Below are 15,804 nucleotides of genomic sequence, written 5' to 3'. Positions count from 1 at the left end.
TTCCTACTGTTTTGGGGTGCAGTGTTTTGGAGAGCCGGCTGCCTGCAGATAGTGTTCCGCAACATCCAGCATTCGATTGGCAAACCCCCATTCGTTGTCGAACCAAGCCAGGATGTTCACCAGCCGTGGGCCGGAAACACGGGTCTGACTGGCATCGACGATGGCCGAATGAGGGTCATGATTGAAATCACAACTGGCGTGCGGCAACTCGGTGTAGGCCAGCAGGCCTTTGAGCGGGCCAGTGGTGGCGGCCTCGCGCAGGATCCGGTTGACCTCGGTGGCATCGGTGTCGCTGACGGTTTGCATCGTGATGTCGAGGCACGACACGTTGACGGTCGGCACGCGTACGGCTTTGGCCTGAATTCGCCCGGCAAGTTCCGGCAGCAGCCGTTCGATGCCACGCGCCAGACCAGTGGACACCGGGATCACCGACTGGAACGCCGAACGGGTGCGGCGCAGGTCTTCGTGGTGATAAGCATCGATGACCGGTTGATCGTTCATCGCCGAGTGAATGGTGGTGATCGACACGTATTCCAGACCAATGGCCTGATCCAGCAAGCGCAACAGCGGCACGCCGCAGTTGGTGGTGCAGGACGCGTTGGACACCAGCAGTTCGTCGCCGGTCAGGCAATCCTGGTTCACGCCGTAGACGATGGTGGCGTCGACATCCGCCTCGCTGGCCATCGGCTGGGAAAACAGCACACGCGGCGCGCCGGCGTCGAGAAAGCGCTGGCCATCGGCGCGCGTGTGGTATGCGCCGGAGCATTCCAGCACCAGATCGACGCCCAGTGACGCCCAATCGATGCCTTCGGGGGTGGCACTGCGCAGGACCTTCACGCAGTCGCCATTAATATGCAGACAATCGTCTTCAACGCGCACTTCGCCGGGGAATCGCCCGTGAGTGGAGTCAAAGCGTGTCAGGTATTCGATGCTGGCCATGTCCGCCAGATCGTTGATCGCGACAATTTCAAACCCGGCTTTCTCGCCTCGCTCAAACAACGCACGCAAGACGCAACGACCAATGCGGCCGTAGCCGTTGAGTGCAACTTTGTAAGGACGCGGTTGAGGCATGGGGTTCTCGATTACCGTGGTGAATCCGTTGTTGCAGTGGTGGCAGGGCCGACGCCTTCGCGGGCAAGCCTCGCTCCTACAGGTTTTCGGTTGTCATGAAAAACAACACGATCCCTTGTAGGAGCGAGGCTTGCCCGCGAAGAGGCCAGCCCGGACAACGCATCCTTCAGACTTAGTCTTCCAGCAGCTCTTCAGCCTGACCCAGGATGTTTTCCAGGGTGAAGCCGAACTCTTCGAACAAGGCTGGCGCAGGCGCCGACTCGCCGTAGGTGGTCATGCCGATCACGCGACCTTCCAGGCCCACGTACTTGTACCAGTAGTCCGCGTGCGCGGCTTCGATGGCGATACGCGCGCTGACTTGCAACGGCAGGACTGCTTGCTTGTAACCGGCGTCCTGAGCATCGAACACGCTGGTGCAAGGCATCGAAACCACACGCACGTTGCGACCTTGCGCGGTCAGTTTGTCGTAAGCCTGAACAGCCAGGCCCACTTCCGAACCGGTGGAGATCAGGATCAGCTCAGGCTCGCCTGCGCAGTCCTTCAACACGTAACCGCCACGGGCGATGTCGGCGATCTGGCCGGCATCACGTTCCTGATGCTGCAGGTTCTGCCGCGAGAAGATCAGCGCCGAAGGGCCGTCCTTGCGTTCGATTGCGTACTTCCAGCACACCGCCGATTCAACGGCATCGGCTGGACGCCAGGTGTCGAGGTTTGGCGTGGTGCGCAGGCTGGTCAATTGCTCGACCGCCTGGTGCGTCGGGCCGTCTTCGCCCAGACCGATGGAGTCGTGGGTGTAGACGAACACCACGCGCTTCTTCATCAACGAGGCCATGCGGACGGCGTTGCGCGCGTATTCCATGAACATCAGGAAAGTAGCGCCGTAAGGCACCAGACCGCCGTGCAGGGACACGCCGTTCATGATCGCGCTCATGCCGAACTCGCGAACGCCGTAGTACATGTAGTTGCCGCTGGCGTCTTCCGCCGTTACGCCTTTGCAACCTTTCCACAAGGTCAGGTTGGAACCGGCGAGGTCAGCGGAGCCGCCCAGCAGTTCCGGCAACAGCGGACCGTAGGCATTCAGTGCGTTCTGGCTGGCTTTACGGCTGGCGATGGTTTCGCCCTTGGCCGCGACTTCAGCGATATAAGCCGAGGCTTTTTCGGCGAAGTCGGCCGGCAGTTCGCCGCTCAGACGACGGATCAGTTCGTTGGCTTCGGTCGGGAATGCAGCGGAGTAAGCAGCGAAACGCTGGTCCCACTCGGCTTCAGCAGCGCGACCGGATTCCTTGGCGTCCCACTCGGCGTAGATGTCAGCCGGGATGTCGAACGGGCCGTGGTTCCAGTTCAGCGCAGCGCGGGTCAACGTGATTTCCGCGTCACCCAGCGGGGCGCCGTGGCAGTCTTCTTTGCCCTGCTTGTTCGGCGAACCGAAACCGATGGTGGTCTTGCAGCAGATCAGCGTCGGCCGCTCGCTTTTGCGCGCAGTTTCGATGGCGGTCTTGATTTCTTCCGGGTCGTGACCGTCAACGTTGCGGATCACCTGCCAGTTGTAGGCTTCGAAACGCTTCGGCGTGTCGTCGGTGAACCAGCCTTCGACTTCGCCATCGATAGAGATGCCGTTGTCATCGTAGAAGGCGATCAGTTTGCCCAGGCCCAACGTACCGGCCAGCGAGCCGACTTCGTGGGAAATGCCTTCCATCATGCAGCCATCACCGAGGAACACGTAGGTGTGGTGATCAACGATGTTGTGGCCAGGACGGTTGAACTGCGCCGCCATGACTTTTTCCGCGAGGGCGAAACCCACGGCGTTCGCCAGGCCCTGGCCCAGTGGACCGGTGGTGGTTTCAACGCCAGGCGTGTAGCCAAATTCCGGGTGGCCCGGGGTGCGGCTGTGCAGTTGGCGGAAGTTTTTCAGGTCATCGATCGACAGGTCATAGCCGGTCAGGTGCAGCAGCGAGTAGATCAGCATCGAGCCGTGGCCGTTGGACAGCACGAAGCGGTCACGGTCGGCGAACGATGGATTGCTCGGGTTGTGCTTCAGGTAGTCACGCCAAAGTACTTCGGCGATATCCGCCATACCCATAGGGGCACCGGGATGGCCGCTGTTGGCTTTTTGCACGGCATCCATGCTGAGGGCACGAATGGCGTTGGCACGCTCACGACGGCTTGGCATCGCTGATCTCCTGGGGGATTGAATAAAACGAATCGGAAAAAAGGCGAGCATTTTCCCTCACCGGGCCGCCTCGGGGCAATGACAGATAGTCATCTGGAGACGTTTTTCCCATGGATAACGGCGGTTTCTGCAGGTGAAACCTTTCCGCTCTTGGTTTGTAGAGTGAACACCTCGCCGAGAAGTGCCATCTATCGAGCAATATCAAAACTTTTTGATATTGCCCTTGCGGGGTTTTCTGACCGTCACTAGACTGCTGGCCTTATGAATTTACGCGTGCCTTCCATTCAACATGACGATTGCGATGAGCTGGCGGCCCTGTGCAAGGCCGGCGGCGATCCTCTGCGCCTGAATGTATTGCGCGCGTTGGCCAACGATTCGTTTGGCGTGCTGGAACTGGCGCAGATCTTCGGCATGGGTCAGTCGGGCATGAGTCATCACCTCAAGGTATTGGCCCAGGCCGATCTGGTGGCGACTCGCCGTGAAGGCAATGCGATTTTCTACCGTCGCGCCCTGCCCCACACCGACCTGCTGGGCGGCAAGCTGCACGCCGCCCTGCTCGAAGAAGTGGACAACCTGACCCTGCCGGCCGATGTGCAATCGCGCATCGCCCAGGTTCACGGGCAACGGGCGGCGGCCAGCCAGGACTTTTTCTCACGGGTGGCGGAGAAATTTCGCGCCCAGCAAGACTTGATCGCCGGCCTGCCGCAGTACCGCGAAAGCGTGGTGGCGCTGCTCGACAAGTTGAGTTTCAGCGAAGGCGCGACGGCCATCGAAGTCGGCCCCGGCGATGGCAGCTTTCTGCCGGAACTGGCGCGCCGCTTCACGCAGGTGACGGCGCTGGACAACAGCGCGGCGATGCTCGAACTGGCGCGCCAGGTGTGCGTGCGCGATGCGCTGACTAACGTCAGCCTGCAATTGGCCGATGCCTTGAATGGTGTCAGCCTGACCGCCGATTGCGTTGTACTGAACATGGTGCTGCACCATTTCGCCGCGCCGGCCGAGGCACTCAAACACATGGCCGGCCTGCTGAAACCGGGCGGTAGCCTGTTAGTGACAGAGTTATGTAGCCACAACCAGAGTTGGGCCAGGGAGGCCTGCGGTGATCTGTGGTTGGGGTTTGAACAGGACGATTTGGCCCGTTGGGCCACCGCTGCGGGACTCGTTCCCGGGGAAAGCCTCTATGTAGGCTTACGTAATGGTTTCCAGATTCAGGTCCGCCATTTTCAGCGGCCGACTGGCGACACTCACCATCGGTAAATTCAGGAAAAAATCGAGATGAGCGAATACTCCCTCTTCACCTCCGAGTCCGTGTCCGAAGGGCATCCGGACAAAATCGCCGACCAGATTTCCGATGCGGTGCTGGACGCCATCATTGCTGAAGACAAGTTCGCTCGCGTTGCGTGCGAAACCATGGTCAAGACCGGCGTAGCCATCATCGCAGGTGAAGTCACCACGTCGGCCTGGGTCGACCTGGAAGATATCGTCCGTAACGTGATTCTCGATATCGGCTACAACAGCTCCGACGTCGGCTTCGACGGCGCGACCTGCGGCGTGATGAACATCATCGGCAAGCAGTCCCCTGACATCAACCAGGGTGTCGACCGTGCCAAACCTGAAGATCAGGGCGCCGGCGACCAGGGCCTGATGTTCGGCTACGCCAGCAACGAAACCGACGTGCTGATGCCTGCACCGATCACTTTCTCGCACCAACTGGTGCAGCGTCAGGCCGAAGCGCGTAAATCCGGCCTGCTGCCATGGCTGCGCCCGGACGCCAAGTCGCAAGTAACTTGCCGTTACGAAGGCGGCAAGGTTGTCGGTATCGACGCCGTTGTTCTGTCGACCCAGCACAACCCGGAAGTGTCGTACAAAGACCTGCGCGAAGGCGTGATGGAGCTGATCGTCAAGCACGTGTTGCCTGCCGAACTGCTGAGCAAAGACACCCAGTTCCACATCAACCCGACTGGCCAGTTCATCATCGGTGGCCCGGTGGGCGACTGCGGCCTGACTGGTCGCAAGATCATCGTCGACAGCTACGGCGGCATGGCCCGTCACGGCGGCGGCGCGTTCTCCGGCAAGGATCCATCGAAGGTTGACCGTTCGGCCGCTTACGCGGGTCGTTATGTGGCGAAGAACATCGTCGCTGCCGGCCTGGCCGAGCGTTGCGAGATTCAGGTTTCCTACGCGATTGGTGTGGCCCAGCCTACGTCGATCTCGTTGAACACCTTCGGCACCGGCAAAATCAGCGACGACAAAATCGTCAAACTGGTTCGCGAAGTGTTTGACCTGCGTCCATACGCGATCACCACCATGCTCGACCTGCTGCACCCGATGTACCAGGAAACCGCAGCCTACGGCCACTTCGGCCGCACGCCGCAAACCAAGACCGTGGGCGACGACACCTTCACCACGTTCACTTGGGAAAAAACCGACCGCGCCGACGACCTGCGTCTGGCGGCTGGTTTGTAAGACTTTTCCTGCTGCACCAAGCCCCGCACGGTTCGCGCCGTGCGGGGCTTTTTATTGGCTGGCGCTCGGGACCGAGTTGCTGCCTTCGCGGGCAAGCCTCGCTCCTACAGGGGCTCGTGAATACTCAAAACAACGCTGACCCCGTAGGAGCGAGGCTTGCCCGCGAAGGGGCCGTACGCGAAGGCGCCAATCGCAAGCACAACAAAGCCCCCCTGTAGGAGCAAGGCTTGCCCGCGATGGCGTCATCCGCATCACCCCGCCACATCCTGCAAAACAACCCGCCCTCGCACTTCCCAATACTGACCTAGCCTTCCAGCATCTACCCGAGCAAGGATGCTCTCGATGCTGCGCTACCTGCTGTTGGCTTTTCTCCTGACCTCACTCACCGTCAACGCGGACACCTGCCCCGACTGGACACCCGCCCGCGCGACAGTCGAAATCGACGCCGCACAAAAACAGATCGACCAGTGGGACGACAGTTACCACCGCAACGGCCGCTCGCTGATCGCCGACGAAATCTACGACCAGTCCCGCGCCCGCCTCACGCAATGGCGCCAGTGCTTCAACCTCGTCTCCGCCGACCAACCATTGCAAACCGCCGCCGGCAAAGTCGCCCATCCGATCGCTCACACCGGCCTGCAAAAACTCCACGATCAACGCGCCGTGGAGGATTGGCTGCGCGACCGCAAGCAGGTGTGGATTCAACCCAAAGTCGATGGTGTCGCGGTGTCGCTGATCTACCGCAACGGCCTGCTGCATCAGGCGATCAGTCGAGGTGACGGCGTCAACGGCCAGGACTGGACCGCCTCCGCGCGGCAGATCGGCGCGATTCCCCAGCGCCTGCCGCAGGTGCAAGATTTACTGGTGCAAGGCGAGCTCTATTGGCGCCTGACCGATCACGTGCAAGCACAGGCCGGCAGCCTCAATGCACGCTCCGCCGTGGCCGGCCTGATGGCGCGCAAAGTGCTGAGTGCCGAGCAAGCGGGTGGCATTGGCTTGTTTGTCTGGGACTGGCCGCAAGGTCCGGAGAATTTGCCGGAGCGGGTGGCGGCATTGGCGCAATTGGGTTTCCCGATCACCGCGCTGTACAGCCAGCCGATCGACTCAATCGCCGATGCGCAGCGCTGGCGCGATCACTGGTATCGCTCGCCACTGCCCTTCGCCAGTGACGGCGTGGTCCTGCGCCAGGATCAACGGCCCGCCGCCGAACGCTGGCAGGCGCGGCCGCCGTATTGGAGCGTGGCGTGGAAATACCCTTTCGCCCAAGCGTTGGCCGAGGTGCGCAAAGTCAATTTCAAGATCGGCCGCACCGGGCGGATCACGCCGGTGCTGGAACTGGTGCCGGTGCAGCTCGATGACCGGCAGATCAAGCGGGTGAGCGTCAGCTCGTTGCAGCGCTGGGAGCAGATGGACATTCGCCCCGGTGATCAGGTCGCCATCAGCCTCGCGGGGTTGACCATTCCCCGGCTCGACGAAGTGGTATTGCGCAGCGCTGAACGCATCGAAGTCAACGCGCCGCTGGCGGCTGACTTTCATCACTTGAGCTGCTGGCAGCCGACGCCGGGTTGCGAGAGCCAATTTCTTGCGCGCCTGGCTTGGCTCAGCGGTAAAAAAGGCCTGGCGCTGCCGCATGTCGGGCCGGGCACCTGGGAGAAACTTTTCGAAACAGGCCGCCTGAATAGCCTGCTGGATTGGTTGACACTCGATGCGCAAGAGCTTGCTAACATTAACGGCTTCGGCGAGCGCAGCAGCGCTCGTCTTTTTGGCAGTTTCGAAAGTGCCCGCCAGCGCCCGTTTGCAAGCTGGCTCAAAGCACTGGGATTACCCCCGACGGGCCAGGCCGTTCTCGCCGATTCATGGCAGGCGCTGGCGCAACGAAGCAATGAACAATGGCAGGCCGAAGCCGGCATTGGCCCGGGACGCGCAGCGCAGTTGAGCGCATTTTTCCGCGACCCGCAGGTGCTGGCCTTGAGTGAAACGTTACGCGTGGCGGGGATTGACGGTTTCCAGTGACCAACAATGCCCGGCGGCCCGGGAACCCAATGCTGGCGCTGCGCTCAAACAGCCCATTGCCACATCGACTCGATCATTTTTTTCGCATGGAGCTTTTATGAAATTTTTCACACCGCTCGCCCTGCTGACCCTATGCGGCGTGATGGCCGCGCCAGTGATGGCGGCAGAAGACGCCCCCGGCCTGTCCGGCTGCGCAGCCAAGAAACAAGGCATCGTCAATCAGATCGAATTGGCCAAGAGCCATGGCAATGCCGATCAGCAAGCAGGCCTGGAAACCGCCCTGCGCGAAGTCACCGAACACTGCACCGACGCTTCGCTGAAAAAGGAACGCGAAAACAAGGTGCTTGAAGCCAAGCATGACGTCAGCAAACGCCAGGCCGACCTCGACAAAGCCATGAGCAAGGGCGACGCCGAGAAGATCAACAAACGCAAAGACAAACTCGCCGAATCCCGCAAGGAATTGCAGGAAGCGCTGGATGAACTGGATAAGTAGGACCTAGGCGTTGCGAGGGAGCTTTTGTGGCGAGGGGGCTTGCCCCCGTTGGGTCGCGGAGCGACCCCAAATCAGCAGACGCGGATAATCAGATCGACCGCGCGGGCCGAATTGACGACTGCTTCGCAGCCGAACGGGGGCAAGCCCCCTCGCCACAGGGAATACACACCGCTAGATCAATGATCCCGAAACTGTTTATGGCACGCACTGCAGGCATCTTCGACTTTCTGCACCGCCGGCCCAAGGTTGCTGGCCTTGTACGGCTGGACCTTGCTGGCCACCACCAATTCACCGGTCGCGGTTTCAAGGTTGCGGGCCATTTCCTGGAAGCGTGCCTGTTGCTGCCAGACATCGTCCTTGGCGCTGGTGTGATCTTCTTCGCGCACCTGTGGGAAATGTTTCCACGGCTCGTGAGACAACGCATCAAGCTTCACCGCACCTTCGGCAAATTTCGGCCCATCGAACGGAATGCGTCCACGCAACATGCCACCCAGATCTTCGCCGGTCTTGAGCATTTGCTTGAAAATCGCCTTGCGCTGACCCAACGGAGAATTGGGGTCGACACCCCCGCAAGCGGACAACGTCAGGCAGGCCAGCAATACAACGGAAAGTCTTTTAAGAGTCATGGTGGCTTCAGGTTACGGGAAACGGCGGCCAGTATCCTCGCGTCATCGGCAAACACCAATAGCCCTATTATCAATAAGGGTTGTTTGAGCGCATGGAGCACTCGGGCGACCGTCAAAGGAATTACTCCATGAACAGCCGTTTCAAGGCCTGGCGCCCCCGCCTGACCTGGACCCTGCCGATGGTAGCCGTGCTCGCAGGCTGCACCGGCGGCGAAAACAACGCCCCCAAAACCCACGCATTGGCGACTTACACCAGCGCCACGTGGGAAGCATTGCCAGCTGTGTCCGACGCTGACCTGGTGGCCGGTTTCGGTTCCTGGCGCAGCGCCTGCACACGCCTCAAGGCTGATCCGATCTGGGGCCAGACCTGCGCCGCGTCCGCCAATGTGCCGGCCAGCGCCGATGCAATTCGTGGTTTCCTCAAACAAAACCTCGACGTCTATGGCCTGCGCGCCGCCAACGACAACCCGAATGGCTTGATCACCGGTTACTACGAACCGGTCTACCCCGGCAGCCTGACCCAGACCGAAGTGGCGAACATTCCGGTCTACGGCGTGCCCGAAGACATGATCGTTGTCTCACTGGACAGCATTTATCCGGAACTCAAGGGCAAACGCCTGCGCGGACGCCTCGAAGGTCGGGTGCTCAAGCCTTATGACGACGCTGCCACCATCGAGAACAACGGCGTCAAGGCGCCGGTGGTTGCCTGGCTGACGGATCCGATGAACCTGCAATTCCTGCAAATCCAGGGCTCGGGACGCATCCAGCTCGACAGCGGTCGCCAGTTGCGCATCGCCTATGCCGACCAGAACGGCCACCCCTATCGGCCGATCGGTCGCTGGTTGGTCGAACAGGGTGAACTGAAGAAAGAAGAAGTGACCATGGGCGCCATCAGCGCGTGGGCAAAAGCCAATCCCGAGCGGATTCCGCAACTGCTGGCGAGCAACCCCAGCTATGTGTTCTTCACGCAAAACCCGGACAGCAACGAAGGGCCACGCGGCTCGCTCAACGTGCCATTGACGGCCGGTTACAGCGCGGCGGTGGATCGCAAGGTGATTCCTTTGGGCAGCCTGTTGTGGTTATCGACGACCAAACCGGATGGCAGCGCACTGGTGCGTCCGGTCGCGGCACAGGACACCGGCGGCGCAATTGCCGGCGAAGTCCGCGCCGATTTGTTCTGGGGCACCGGCGAAGCAGCCGGGCAACTGGCTGGCGACATGAAGCAGCAAGGACAGATCTGGATGTTGTGGCCAAAAGGTGCAGCGCTGCCGCAAGTGCCGCAGGTGGCGGATGCGGTGAAGCCTTGAATCATCTGTCGTCAGTCAGATAGCTATCGCGAGCAAGCTAGCTCCTACAGGGAATGCATTCCAACTGTAGGAGCGAGCCTGCTCGCGATGAGGCCCTTACAACCGACAAATATCCTGTCTATGCCGACTCACATCGACACAAAAAAGAAACTCGCAATCAACGCCATCCCGACAAACCACACCAGCGACCGCAACATCGCCCAGTCCGCCAGGTAGCAAATGATGTAAAGCAGCCGACTGGTGATAAACAGCACCGCCAACACGTTGACCGTGACCAACTGCGCCGTGCCGACCAGATGCGCAACCAGCACCGCTGCGGCGAACGCCGGGGTCACTTCAAAACTGTTCAACTGCGCCGCATGCGCGCGTCGTCCGAAGCCGTTCAGCGATTCGAGAAAGTCTCGTGGATCATGGTTGTCTTGCAGCCTGAAGCCATTGCCGAACTTGGCGATCCCCGTGCACAGGTACGGCAGGAAAATCGCGATCAAAACGCACCACAGAGCAACCGTCATAGAGCAATCCTTTCTTCAGTTTTTGAAATTCGAGCGCCGGTCAAAACTTCATCACCAGCATGCTGACCAATACCAACCCACAGGCTAAGAGCCGCGGCCGGCCGAAAGGTTCTTTCAAGTAGCGCATGCCGAACAGCACCACCAGAATCACACTGATCTCGCGCAGCGCCGCCGCTTCGGCAATCGAGCCCAATTGCATCGCCCATAACACCAGAGCGTAGCTGAACAACACACAAAACCCGACCGTCAGCCCGAGCCGCCACTGCTCGCGCCAGAACAGCTTGAACGCCGGCCGTTTGCGCACCAGCGCCAGCAACGGGAATGGCCAGGTGCTGAGTAGCGTGACCCACACCAGATAGTCGATCGGATGCGACCAGCGCCGCAGCGCCTGGCCATCGATGAAGGTGTAACAACCGATGCACAGGCCGATCAGCGCCACCACCGGCAACATCGACCACGGCAATCGCGCGCCGCCACCGCCCTGCCAGAGCAGGCAGAGCATGCCGAGCGGGATCAGCAAAATGCCGAAGATCTGCTGATCGGTCAGCACTTCGCCGGCAAAGATTAGCGTCAGTGCCAGCACTACCAGTGGCGATAACCCGCGCATCAACGGATAGACCAACCCGAGGTCGCCGACTCGATACGCCTGAATCAGCAGATAGCGGTAAAGCAATTCGAACGCTGCCGACGCCAGAATCCACGGCCAGATTTCCAGCGGCGGCGCGCTCACGAACGGCAGCATGATCGCGACAAACAGCATCGCCACCGAGTCCATGCACGCGACCACCAACAGCCGCTCGGCGCTGAACTTGATCAGGGTATTCCACGCCGCGTGCAACAGCGCCGCCACCAACACCAGTGCTGTTGCAAGCACGGCCGACTCCTCTTGTTGTCCACCCGCTCCTATAGGAGCGAGGCTTGAGTGGGAGCATATTTTGCTGTGGGAGCAAAGCTTGCTGTGGGTGCATAGCTAGCAGTGGGAGCATAGCTTGCAGTGGGAGCATAGCTTGCTCGCGATGACGCCCCTGAGACCGCCATCGCGGGCAAGCCTTGCTCCCACAGCAAGCCTCGCTCCTACGCGATAGCGCGGGAGAATTGATTCGCGATATGTCCGCAGCTGTTTATACTGCAAGCGACCACGCCGCACTCAGTTGCGCACAGACTAATTCCAATAATTCACGCCCCCGCCCGCACTCTTCGAGATCGGTCGTTGGCCTGCGTATGCCTGATCACAGCGTCAAGACTACCGACAGAGACCTTGCGCATGCCACTCGCCTTGTTTGCCCTCGCTGTTGCCGCTTTCGGCATCGGCACCACTGAATTCGTCATCATGGGCCTGCTGCCCGATGTCGCCCGCGACCTCGCCGTGAGCATTCCTCACGCCGGCCTGCTGATTACCGGCTACGCCCTGGGCGTGGTGTTCGGCGCGCCGATCCTGGCGATCGCCACCGCCAACATGCCGCGCAAAGCCACACTGCTGGGGATGACGCTGATGTTCATCCTCGGCAACATCCTCTGCGCGTTGGCGCCGAATTACGCGACGCTGATGGCCGCGCGAGTCGTCACCGCGTTGTGCCACGGCGCGTTCTTCGGCATCGGTTCGGTGGTGGCGGCAGGACTGGTCGCGCCGAACAAACGCGCGCAGGCGATTGCCCTGATGTTCACCGGCCTGACCCTGGCCAACGTGCTCGGCGTGCCACTGGGCACGGCGCTCGGCCAATACGCCGGTTGGCGCTCGACGTTCTGGGCGGTGTCGGTGATCGGCGTCATCGCGGCCATTGCTCAGTGGTTGTGGCTGCCCAAAGACATCACCCTGGACAAGGCCAACCTGGCCAGCGAATTCAAAGTGCTGGGCAAGGCCAATGTGCTGCTGGCGCTGGGCATGAGAGTGCTGGCGTCGACCAGTCTGTTCAGCGTGTTCACTTACATCGCGCCCATCCTGCAGGACATCACCGGCGTCAGCCCACACGGCGTGACGGTAATGTTGCTGTTGTTCGGCGTCGGTTTGACCGCCGGCAGCATGATCGGCGGGCGCTTGGCTGACAGTCGTCTGTTGCCGTCGCTGGTGGGTATGGCGCTGGCGTGTGTGGTGGTGCTGGCGGCGTTCAGCCAGACCAGTCAATCGGTGATTCCGGCGGCGATCACGCTGGTGCTGTGGGGGATTTTCGCTTTCGCGCTGTGCCCGATTCTGCAATTGCTGATCATCGATCAGGCGCATGAAGCGCCGAATCTCGGTTCGACGCTGAACCAGAGCGCGTTCAACCTGGGCAACGCCGCCGGCGCGTGGATCGGCGGACTTGTGGTTGCCAGCGGCGCGGATCTGGCCGACTTGCCGTGGACCGGCGCACTGGTCAGCGGGTTGACGGTGCTGACCGCGCTTTTCTACATCTACCTGCAACGCCGGGGCGCGACGGCGGTCAATGTGTCCGGCTGATGGGTGGGTGTCAGGGGATCCACCCCTCACCCTAACCCTCTCCCCAGAGGGTAGAGGGGACTGACCGAGGTGTTCTGTCGAGTTTCATCGACCTGAAAGTTCTGAGTCGAACTCAGGTTTTTGAATGGCACAAAGGTCCGCTCCCTTTCCCCTCTCCCCTTTGCGGAGAGGGACTGACCGAGGTGTTCTGTCGAGTTACATCGACCTGAAAATTCTGAGTCGAACTCAGGTTTTGAACGCCACAAAGGTCTGCTCCCTTTCCCCCTCCACCCTTTGGGAGAGGGACTGACCGAGGTGTTCCGTCGAGTTACATCAACCTGAAAATTCTGAGTCGAACTCAGGTTTTGACTGGCACAAAGTTCTGCTCCCTTTCCCCCTCTCCCCTTTGGGGAGAGGGCTGGGGTGAGGGGTGGCTCTTGATCTCATCACCCATTTCAATCCACCCAACCTGTGCCCTCACCCTCGCCCGGCACATCAAACCCATGCACGACCCGCATCGTGCCTAACTCATCTCCCATCCAAAGGACCCCGGATGCTTGAACTTGTCGCTGCGTTTATTTGCCTTACGTCCCTGCTCACCTACGTGAATTTCCGCTTCATCGGCCTGCCGCCGACCATCGGCGTGATGGTCACGGCGCTGATGTTTTCCCTGTTATTGCAAGGCCTGAGTTTCATCGGTTACCCCGGTCTCGAAGAGCGCGTGCAGCAGTTGATCGGCCAGATCGATTTCGGCGATTTGCTGATGAACTGGATGCTGTCCTTCCTGCTGTTCGCCGGCGCCCTGCACGTCAACCTCAACGACCTGCGCAGTTACCGCTGGCCAATCGGTTTGCTCGCGACCTTCGGTGTGTTGATCGCCACAGCGGTGATCGGCAGCCTCGCGTATTACATTTTTGCCCTGTTCGGCTGGCACGTGAGCTTCCTCTATTGCCTGCTGTTCGGCGCGCTGATTTCGCCGACCGACCCAATCGCGGTGCTCGGCGTGCTGCGTACCGCCAACGCCTCCAAACCGCTGAAAACCACCATCGTCGGCGAGTCGCTGTTCAATGACGGCACGGCGGTCGTGGTGTTTACCGTGTTGCTCGGCATCGCGCAGCTGGGTGAAACCCCGACGGTTGGCGCCACCGCCATGCTGTTCGCCCACGAAGCGATTGGCGGCGTGGTGTTCGGCGGGCTGATCGGTTACCTCGTGTACCTGATGATCAAGAGCATCGAGCAGCATCAGATCGAAGTGATGCTGACCCTGGCGCTGGTGATCGGCGGCTCGGCCATGGCCTCGGAGCTACACGTTTCCGCGCCGATCGCGATGGTCGTCGCCGGTCTGATCATCGGGAATCTGGGCCGCAACCTGGCGATGAACGACATGACCCGAAAGTACCTCGACGGTTTTTGGGTTTTCCCAAAGGCGCCAAAAAGGCATGCATCTTTGTCACATTGAAGGGGGCTACGCAGCGCCACTGAAAGCTGAGATGCGCCTCTGTTCCTGCCGAGCTATGAATCGCCCCTAGTTTCGTAGACACCTCCAAGCCTTAAAATGAGGCCCATTAGGAGGTGCCATGAGCAACCAGCGATATCCCGAAGAATTCAAAATCCAGGCGGTCAAGCAAGTGACCGAAAAGCAGCTTCCTGTCTCGGAGGTGGCTGCACGATTGGGTGTGTCCGTGCACAGCCTCTATGCCTGGGTTAAGCGCTACACCAAGCCCCAAGAACAGCGCGTTGAGGAGGATGATCAAAGCGCTGAGGTTCGTCGTCTACGTGCCGAGCTGAAACGGGTGACGGAGGAGCGAGACATCTTAAAAAAGGCCGCCGCGTACTTTGCCAAGGAGTGCGGCTGAAGTACGCCTTTATTAAGCAGCAATCGGGTCATTACGCGATTCGACGGCTTTGCCTGACGCTCAAGGTTCATCCCAGCGGCTACTACGCGTGGCTATCAGAACCAAAATCTGCGCGAGCCAAGGACGATCAGCGACTGCTTGGATTGATCAAACACTCCTGGCTGGAAAGCGGTGGCGTTTATGGCTATCGCAAGATCCATGATGACCTGCGAGAGGTTGGTGAGAGCTGTGGCCGTCACCGGGTGGCTAGGTTGATGCGCCTTGAGGGTTTACGTTCTCAGACTGGGTATCGACGGAGGCCGGGAAAATATGGCGGTAAACCAGCCGTTGCCTCACCGAACTTACTGAAGCGCCAATTCGATGTCAGAGAACCCAACAAAGTCTGGGTCACAGACATTACCTACATCCGAACATATGAAGGCTGGCTGTATTTGGCCGTGGTGCTCGATCTGTTTTCACGCCAGATCATTGGTTGGTCAATGAAGTCGCAGATGACCAGCGACGTAGCCATTGATGCACTGCTGATGGCGGTTTGGAGACGTAAGCCGAAGCAAGAGGTGATGATCCACTCAGATCAAGGCAGTCAGTACAGCAGCTCAGACTGGCGAAGCTTCTTGAAAGCTAACAACCTGGTGGCCAGCATGAGTCGTCGAGGTAACTGCCACGACAACGCTGTGGCGGAGAGCTTTTTCCAGCTGCTAAAGCGGGAACGGATCAAGCGTAAAATCTACACTACACGCCAGGATGCTCGGGATGATGTGTTCGATTACATCGAGATGTTTTACAACCCAAAACGACGCCACAGTTTCAACAATCAGCTGTCACCGGTAGAGTTTGAAAAGCGTTACGCAGCGAGCCTGGAGAGTGTCTAGAAAAC

The 15,804-nt window shown here is 60.1% G+C and carries 12 protein-coding genes and 1 pseudogene; 8 read left to right on the top strand and 5 right to left on the bottom strand.

Annotated features, from left to right (window positions below; genetic code table 11):
• Positions 1-3 precede the first annotated feature (3 nt).
• Together epd and tkt are read right to left on the bottom strand one after the other, a co-directional pair.
• Positions 4-1,071: an erythrose-4-phosphate dehydrogenase gene (gene epd, locus BLU01_RS15120; RefSeq protein WP_092276948.1), complete on the bottom strand. Its 1,068-nt coding sequence runs from the start codon at positions 1,069-1,071 to the stop codon at positions 4-6.
• Between the two features lie 172 nt (positions 1,072-1,243).
• Complete coding sequence (tkt, locus tag BLU01_RS15115) at positions 1,244-3,241, bottom strand: transketolase (RefSeq protein ID WP_092276945.1); 1,998 nt, start codon at positions 3,239-3,241, stop codon at positions 1,244-1,246.
• A 261-nt stretch (positions 3,242-3,502) separates the two neighbouring features.
• On the opposite strand from tkt, the gene BLU01_RS15110 reads away from it, so the two are divergent.
• The 4 genes from BLU01_RS15110 to BLU01_RS15095 all read left to right on the top strand — a co-directional run bounded on the left by BLU01_RS15110 (position 3,503) and on the right by BLU01_RS15095 (position 8,213).
• Complete coding sequence (locus tag BLU01_RS15110; protein WP_092276942.1) at positions 3,503-4,498, top strand: ArsR/SmtB family transcription factor; 996 nt, start codon at positions 3,503-3,505, stop codon at positions 4,496-4,498.
• An 18-nt stretch (positions 4,499-4,516) separates the two neighbouring features.
• Positions 4,517-5,707, top strand: a complete 1,191-nt coding sequence (gene metK, locus BLU01_RS15105; RefSeq protein ID WP_092276939.1) for a methionine adenosyltransferase — start codon at positions 4,517-4,519, stop codon at positions 5,705-5,707.
• A 333-nt stretch (positions 5,708-6,040) separates the two neighbouring features.
• Positions 6,041-7,720 carry an NAD-dependent DNA ligase LigB gene (gene ligB / locus BLU01_RS15100; protein WP_092276936.1) on the top strand — a complete coding sequence of 560 codons (1,680 nt, stop codon included), beginning with the start codon at positions 6,041-6,043 and terminating at the stop codon, positions 7,718-7,720.
• Between the two features lie 97 nt (positions 7,721-7,817).
• On the top strand, positions 7,818-8,213 hold the full coding sequence (locus BLU01_RS15095) for a DUF1090 domain-containing protein (RefSeq protein WP_092276933.1): 396 nt from the start codon (positions 7,818-7,820) through the stop codon (positions 8,211-8,213).
• A gap of 176 nt (positions 8,214-8,389) precedes the next feature.
• Here BLU01_RS15095 and BLU01_RS15090 read toward each other — a convergent pair whose 3' ends face one another.
• Complete coding sequence (locus BLU01_RS15090; RefSeq protein WP_092276930.1) at positions 8,390-8,839, bottom strand: c-type cytochrome; 450 nt, start codon at positions 8,837-8,839, stop codon at positions 8,390-8,392.
• A gap of 128 nt (positions 8,840-8,967) precedes the next feature.
• Between BLU01_RS15090 and mltA the strand changes: the two genes are divergently transcribed.
• Positions 8,968-10,146 carry a murein transglycosylase A gene (gene mltA / locus BLU01_RS15085; protein WP_092276927.1) on the top strand — a complete coding sequence of 393 codons (1,179 nt, stop codon included), beginning with the start codon at positions 8,968-8,970 and terminating at the stop codon, positions 10,144-10,146.
• 128 nt (positions 10,147-10,274) lie between these two features.
• Here the strand turns inward: mltA and BLU01_RS15080 are convergent, their stop codons facing one another.
• Both BLU01_RS15080 and BLU01_RS15075 read right to left on the bottom strand, forming a co-directional pair.
• Positions 10,275-10,658 (bottom strand): MAPEG family protein, encoded by a 384-nt coding sequence (locus tag BLU01_RS15080; protein WP_092276924.1) that lies wholly within the window; start codon positions 10,656-10,658, stop codon positions 10,275-10,277.
• 40 nt (positions 10,659-10,698) lie between these two features.
• Positions 10,699-11,532 carry an EamA family transporter gene (locus BLU01_RS15075; RefSeq protein ID WP_092276921.1) on the bottom strand — a complete coding sequence of 278 codons (834 nt, stop codon included), beginning with the start codon at positions 11,530-11,532 and terminating at the stop codon, positions 10,699-10,701.
• Positions 11,533-11,922: 390 nt separating this feature from the next.
• Here BLU01_RS15075 and BLU01_RS15070 point away from each other — a divergent pair, with 390 nt between their 5' ends.
• The 3 genes and pseudogenes from BLU01_RS15070 (at position 11,923) to BLU01_RS15060 (ending at position 15,799) form a co-directional block, all read left to right on the top strand.
• On the top strand, positions 11,923-13,092 hold the full coding sequence (locus BLU01_RS15070) for an MFS transporter (RefSeq protein WP_092276918.1): 1,170 nt from the start codon (positions 11,923-11,925) through the stop codon (positions 13,090-13,092).
• A 532-nt stretch (positions 13,093-13,624) separates the two neighbouring features.
• Positions 13,625-14,485, top strand: a pseudogene (locus BLU01_RS15065) (cation:proton antiporter); the annotation flags it as partial.
• Positions 14,486-14,648: 163 nt separating this feature from the next.
• A protein-coding gene (locus BLU01_RS15060; protein ID WP_092271200.1) for an IS3 family transposase occupies positions 14,649-15,799 on the top strand; the annotation gives its coding sequence in 2 pieces (ribosomal slippage) (positions 14,649-14,883 and positions 14,883-15,799; 1,152 coding nt in all).
• Positions 15,800-15,804: the final 5 nt, after the last annotated feature.

This window comes from Pseudomonas prosekii (genome assembly GCF_900105155.1).
GTDB lineage: Bacteria > Pseudomonadota > Gammaproteobacteria > Pseudomonadales > Pseudomonadaceae > Aquipseudomonas > Aquipseudomonas prosekii.
The sequence above is the reverse complement of the archived record's forward strand: the minus strand, read 5'-3'. Positions and strand labels throughout refer to the sequence as shown.

Bases quoted from the DNA above. Each gene is read 5' to 3' on its own strand.
- BLU01_RS15110 (WP_092276942.1), top strand. From the start codon at position 3,503: ATGAATTTACGCGTGCCTTCCATTCAACATGACGATTGCGATGAGCTG.
- BLU01_RS15080 (WP_092276924.1), bottom strand. From the start codon at position 10,658: ATGACGGTTGCTCTGTGGTGCGTTTTGATCGCGATTTTCCTGCCGTAC.
- tkt (WP_092276945.1), bottom strand. From the start codon at position 3,241: ATGCCAAGCCGTCGTGAGCGTGCCAACGCCATTCGTGCCCTCAGCATG.
- BLU01_RS15090 (WP_092276930.1), bottom strand. From the start codon at position 8,839: ATGACTCTTAAAAGACTTTCCGTTGTATTGCTGGCCTGCCTGACGTTG.
- ligB (WP_092276936.1), top strand. From the start codon at position 6,041: ATGCTCTCGATGCTGCGCTACCTGCTGTTGGCTTTTCTCCTGACCTCA.
- mltA (WP_092276927.1), top strand. From the start codon at position 8,968: ATGAACAGCCGTTTCAAGGCCTGGCGCCCCCGCCTGACCTGGACCCTG.
- BLU01_RS15095 (WP_092276933.1), top strand. From the start codon at position 7,818: ATGAAATTTTTCACACCGCTCGCCCTGCTGACCCTATGCGGCGTGATG.
- metK (WP_092276939.1), top strand. From the start codon at position 4,517: ATGAGCGAATACTCCCTCTTCACCTCCGAGTCCGTGTCCGAAGGGCAT.
- BLU01_RS15070 (WP_092276918.1), top strand. From the start codon at position 11,923: ATGCCACTCGCCTTGTTTGCCCTCGCTGTTGCCGCTTTCGGCATCGGC.
- epd (WP_092276948.1), bottom strand. From the start codon at position 1,071: ATGCCTCAACCGCGTCCTTACAAAGTTGCACTCAACGGCTACGGCCGC.